The organism is Brachybacterium atlanticum, from assembly GCF_025669985.1.
Taxonomy (GTDB): domain Bacteria; phylum Actinomycetota; class Actinomycetes; order Actinomycetales; family Dermabacteraceae; genus Brachybacterium; species Brachybacterium conglomeratum.
Map to the genome: position 1 here is coordinate 1 of NZ_JAKJJW010000063.1, position 5226 is coordinate 5226.

General features: G+C 71.0%; 4 protein-coding genes. 2 read left to right on the forward strand and 2 right to left on the reverse strand.

Annotated elements, in window-relative coordinates:
• The coding region (locus L3K22_RS16480) for a dicarboxylate/amino acid:cation symporter (protein ID WP_263312351.1) at positions 1-1467 on the reverse strand (1467 nt) is incomplete at its 3' end.
• A gap of 236 nt (positions 1468-1703) precedes the next feature.
• On the opposite strand from L3K22_RS16480, the gene L3K22_RS16485 reads away from it, so the two are divergent.
• The gene (locus L3K22_RS16485; protein WP_263312352.1) at positions 1704-3062 is read left to right on the forward strand and encodes a hypothetical protein; all 1359 of its coding nucleotides are present in this window, start codon (positions 1704-1706) and stop codon (positions 3060-3062) included.
• A gap of 38 nt (positions 3063-3100) precedes the next feature.
• Here L3K22_RS16485 and L3K22_RS16490 read toward each other — a convergent pair whose 3' ends face one another.
• Complete coding sequence (locus L3K22_RS16490) at positions 3101-3379, reverse strand: type II toxin-antitoxin system prevent-host-death family antitoxin (protein ID WP_156488554.1); 279 nt, start codon at positions 3377-3379, stop codon at positions 3101-3103.
• 649 nt (positions 3380-4028) lie between these two features.
• On the opposite strand from L3K22_RS16490, the gene L3K22_RS16495 reads away from it, so the two are divergent.
• A partial coding sequence (locus L3K22_RS16495) for a DNA polymerase III subunit gamma and tau (RefSeq protein WP_263312353.1) occupies positions 4029-5226 on the forward strand: 1198 nt, incomplete at its 3' end.

A 5226-nucleotide genomic window follows, 5' to 3' on the forward strand; every position in this document is an offset into this window, starting at 1 on the left:
GGCCCCGGTCGCCCCGGAGGCTCCGTCGGCCGCCTGCGCCTCGGCGTCGGCGGCCACCTCGGCCTCCACGCGCTCGTCGGCCTCCGCTTTCTCCTCGGCCTGGATGGCCTGGAAGGAGGTGCGGGCCGAGGCGTCGTAGGCGGCCTTGTCCAGGATCTTCTCGCGCTTGGCGACGATCACGGGCACCAGCGACTGGCCGGTGACGTTCAGGGCGGTGCGGCCCATGTCCAGGATCGGGTCGATCGCGAGCAGCAGGCCCACGCCCTCGAGCGGGAGGCCCAGGGTGGACAGGGTCAGGGTGAGCATCACGGTGGCCCCGGTCATGCCGGCGGTCGCGGCGGAGCCGAGCACGGAGACCAGCACGATCAGCAGGTAGTCGGTGACGCCCAGCGGCACCCCGTAGAAGTTCGCGACGAAGATCGCGGCGAGCGCGGGGTAGATCGCGGCGCAGCCGTCCATCTTGGTGGTCGCGCCCAGCGGCACCGAGAAGGAGGCGTAGTGGCGCGGCACGCCCATCCGCTCGGTGACCGTCTGGGTCATCGGCATGGTGCCCAGCGAGGAGCGGGAGACGAAGCCCAGCGAGGTCGCCGGCCACACGCCGCGGAAGAACGAGGCGATCGAGAGGCCGTTGGCGCGCAGCAGCACGGGGTAGACCACCAGCAGCACGATCAGCATGCCGATGTAGACGTCGGCCACGAACACGCCGAGCTGGCCGATGGCCTCCCAGCCGTAGGAGGCGACGGCGTTGCCGAGCAGGCCGACGGTGCCGATCGGGGCCAGGCGGATCACCCACCACAGCAGCTTCTGCACGATCTCCAGGGCGGAGCCGGTGAAGCGCAGGAACGGCTCGGCCTTCTCGCCCACCTTCAGCACCGCGATGCCCACGGCGATGGAGATGACGAGGATCTGCAGGGCGTTGAAGCTCAGGGAGACGGAGCCGTCGTCCCCGGCCGAGCCGGTGATACCCAGGAAGTTCGAGGGGACCAGGCCCGTGAGGAAGTCGAGCCAGCCGCCCTGGGTGGAGGAGGCCTCGGCGGAGTCCGCGGAGACCTGCGAGTTCGCGCCGGGGGTGGTCAGCACGCCGAGGGCGATGCCGATCGACACGGCGATCAGGGAGGTGATCCCGAACCACAGCAGGGTCTTGCCGGCCAGACGCGCGGCGTTCGTGACGCCGCGGAGGTTCGCGATCGAGGTGACGATCGCGAGGAAGATCAGCGGCGGGACCAGCGCCTTCAGCAGCGTCACGAAGATCGTGCCGATGGTGTCCAGCGTGGTGGTCAGCCAGTTCGCGCCGTCGGGGTTCGCCTCGGTCTCGGCGACCGGGCCCATCTGGGCGGCGACGAGGCCGAGGACGATGCCGAGGACGAGGCCGATCAGGACCTGCCAGCCGAAGGGGATGCGGGTGATCGCGGTCAGCGGGTTGCGCGACCGCGTCGAGGCCGAGGAGGAGGTGGTTGATGTGCTCACGAGCGGGACGCTACGCGCCCATGCTCCCAGGTTCAACTATATTGCTATGCGGTCACATTAGCGCAGCTATGGGGTTGTGTGCTGCTGCCAGGCGCTGGAAGGGGAGAGTGATGCGTGGTCGGGCCGGCGCGGCAGCGCAGGAGCCGTGCGGCCCTCGGCCGATCGGAGGACCTCGAGAAGGCTGGAACCGACATGCGGAGGATGTCGGTCGCGAGCGGGCCTGGCACGGTAGAACCATGTCTCGCACACCTGTGGACCACGCCGATCCCGCCTCCCCGGACGAGGCGCTGGCGAAAGCTGCCGGGACGGCGGACGGGTTCGACGGCGCGGCCGACGGGCGCGACGGGAGGACCGACGCCGTCCAGGAGGATGGCGTCCCCTTCGGCGAGCATCCGGCGACCCGCTTCGCCGCCGACGTCGAGTACAGCGGCCGTGCCGGCGAGCACGACTATCTCGTCCGCGCCCGCCATCGCCTCCTGGACACCTCCTTCTCCGTGATCGTCGACGGGATCGAGCACGACCCCAAGGCCGAGGAGAAGGCACGGGAGGCCCAGACGAAGCGCGAGGCGACCGACGGCGGCGCGACCGGCGACGACGCGACCGGCGACGACGCGACCCGCGACGATGCGACCCGCGACGATGCGAGTGATGACAACGCGGCCGACGACCTGCAGTTCGGCCTCGACGAGGGGTTCTCCACGCTGCGGTGCACCGTGCGTCGTCGTCGCAAGGACGGTGAGGTGAAGGACTGCGAGGTGCTCACGATCCGCACCGCGGGACTCGGCGGCGCTGGCGAGGTCGAGGTCCGGCACGGGTTCCGGACCACCCTGCTCGTCCCGACCGAGGGGTCCCCGTCGGCCTTGCGTGATGAGAAGCGCACCGCCCACCCCACCCGCTATGCGCTGATCGCGGCGCTGGCGAAGGCGGCGAAGTTCCTGATCCCGCTGCTGGGCCTCGGTGCGCTGTTCGGCGGGCTGCTCGATCCGGTCGAGGAGTGGATCGAGGCGCGGATCCGGCCCGTCGTCGCCGCGGTCGCCCAGGCCACCCAGCCGATCCGGGATTGGATCGGAGAGGTCACGCGTCCGGTGCGGGAGTTCCTCGACGCCCTGCTGAGTCCGATCCAGGAGCTGATCGCCGCGATCCTCCGCCCAATCGGCGAGGCCGTGCGCTGGCTGCTGGACCTGGTGCCGGAGATCGGGCTGCCATTCTCCGTGCCCGGCTGGCTGGTGGACGTGCTGGTGCCGGTGATCGTCGTCATCGCCGTGTTCACGGCGACCTACCGCGCCCTGCGCACCCGCCGGGAGAAGCTCGCGGAGACGTCGAGCGGCACGGGTTCGGACAGCGGCATGGGTTCGGACAGGGGCGCGGGTTCGGACGACGACGCCGGAGCGCATGATGCGAGGTCGGGCGGTACGAACTCGGACGCCGCGGACGGAGCGGATGCCGAGACGCCGAGAAGCGCGGACTCGGACGCCGCGCCGAGGAGCCGAGTGCACGTCGCAGACGGCGACTACGGCGTGGAGACCTCAGGGTCGTCGCCGTCGGCGGTCGAGGACGACGACCGCTCCGCAGGCGAGCGCAGCCCGCAGAGCTGACCCTCCACCGGACCGCACAGGCCGATTCGGCGGCGAGATCAGAGGAACTCGAGGAACTGCCTGTTCTCCGCCATGATCTCCTCGAGGCGGGTGCGCGGGGGCCGAGCGTACGGCTCGTCCCCGAGTGCGGTGCACGCGCGGTCGAAGAAGTCGGCGGAGACCAGCACGCCGCGTGCGCGTGCTCCGCGGCTCATCACCGTGACGGGCTGGCGGTGCGAGAGCTCGAGGAGCTCGCTCAGCCTCGTGCGGAACTCCGAGGCGGTCACGATCTTCGTGGTGACCGCAGCCTCGATCGCCGTCAGTGCAGGCGGGCCCATCGCCGGCCCGTCAAGTGGGATCCCGATCGCGTCACTCGCGCACCTCGCACGGCCAGTGCCCGCCGCCGTGTTCGTCTCGTCAGCCCGACCCGCCTCGTCCGCTGTGTCGCCCCGATTCGACCCATCTGTCGCGTCGAGGCTATCCGACACCTCCACCTCGCCTTCCCATGCACTCTCTGCCATGCCGCTCATCCCCCGTATCCGTCGTGTCTCTGAGGCGGAGTCTCGGCCATCTGGGCGGTATCGGCTCCGCATGCGGTGTCTGTTGTGGAAAAGCACGTACATGACGTACGTGATGTACGCAGTTTTCTGCAGTACCCGTGCGGTGCGGTGCCGGAATGCCGCCGCCGCGCGTCGTATGACCGACGAGTGCTGGCGGATGTACTGGCGGATGGCGGATGGTGGATGGCGGATGGTGGATGGTGGATGGTGGATGGTGGATGGTGGATGGTGGATGGTGGATGGCGGATGGTGGATGGTGGATGGCGGATGGCGGTCGGCGGTCGCCCGGCGCTGGAAGGACACCGCGAGGTGACCACCGCCCGGCGTCGACGAGGGAAGCCGGGACCTCTCCTCCACAGTGCGGGCTTCTCCACGAGGATCCTCGCGACGGTGGGGGAGCGTGGGTGCCCTCGACTAGCCTGTCGGGGTGGCCACCGCTCTGTACCGTCGTTACCGCCCGGAGTCCTTCGCCGAGGTGATCGGCCAGGACCACGTCACCACGCCCCTGAGGCGTGCGCTGCGCGCGGGCCGGGTCGGTCATGCGTACCTGTTCTCGGGACCTCGCGGCTGCGGCAAGACGACCTCCGCTCGCATCCTCGCTCGCTGCCTGAACTGCGAGCAGGGGCCGACGGACACCCCCTGCGGGACCTGCGACTCCTGCCGCGACCTCGCCCGCGGCGGCGCCGGCTCGCTCGACGTGGTCGAGATCGACGCGGCCAGCCACGGCGGCGTGGACGACGCCCGCGAGCTGCGGGAGCGCGCCTCCTTCGCCCCGGTGCGGGACCGTTTCAAGGTGTTCATCATCGACGAGGCCCACATGGTCACCTCCGCCGGCTTCAACGCGCTGCTCAAGCTCGTCGAGGAGCCGCCGGACCATGTGAAGTTCGTCTTCGCGACCACCGAGCCGGACAAGGTCATCGGCACGATCCGCTCCCGCACCCACCACTACCCCTTCCGGCTCATCCCGCCGCAGGTGCTGGGCCCCTACCTCGAGGAGGTCTGCGCCGCGGAGGACGTCCACGTCGGTGAGGGCGTGATGCCGCTGGTCGTGCGCGCCGGCGGCGGCTCCGCCCGTGACTCGATGTCGGTGCTGGACCAGCTGATGGCCGGCGCCGGCGAGGACGGCCTGGACTTCCCCACCGCGATCGCGCTGCTCGGCTTCACCGACACGGCCCTGCTCGACCAGGCGGTCACCGCCATCGCCGAGCGGGACGCGGCCGCGCTCTACTCCGCGGTCGAGCACGTGCTCGCCACCGGCCACGAGCCGCGCCGCTTCGTCGAGGACCTGCTGGAGCGGATGCGGGACCTGATCGTGCTCGCCGCCGTGCCGGACAAGGGCGCCGATCTGCTCCCGCAGGTCCCGGCCGGCGAGCTCGAGCGGATGCTCGGCCAGGCCGCGCAGTTCGCCCCGGCCGATCTCTCGCAGTGCGGCGACCTGGTCCACGAGACCCTCTCGACCATGAGCGGCGCGACCTCGCCCCGTCTCCACCTCGAGCTGCTCGCTGCCCGGCTGGTGCTGCGGGACGAGCGGGCGGCGCTCGCAGCGGCCGACGCCCCGGCTCCGCAGGGCGGAGCGCCTCAGGGCGGTGCGGGTGCAGGCCGCGGCGCGCAGGACCGCACCGGTG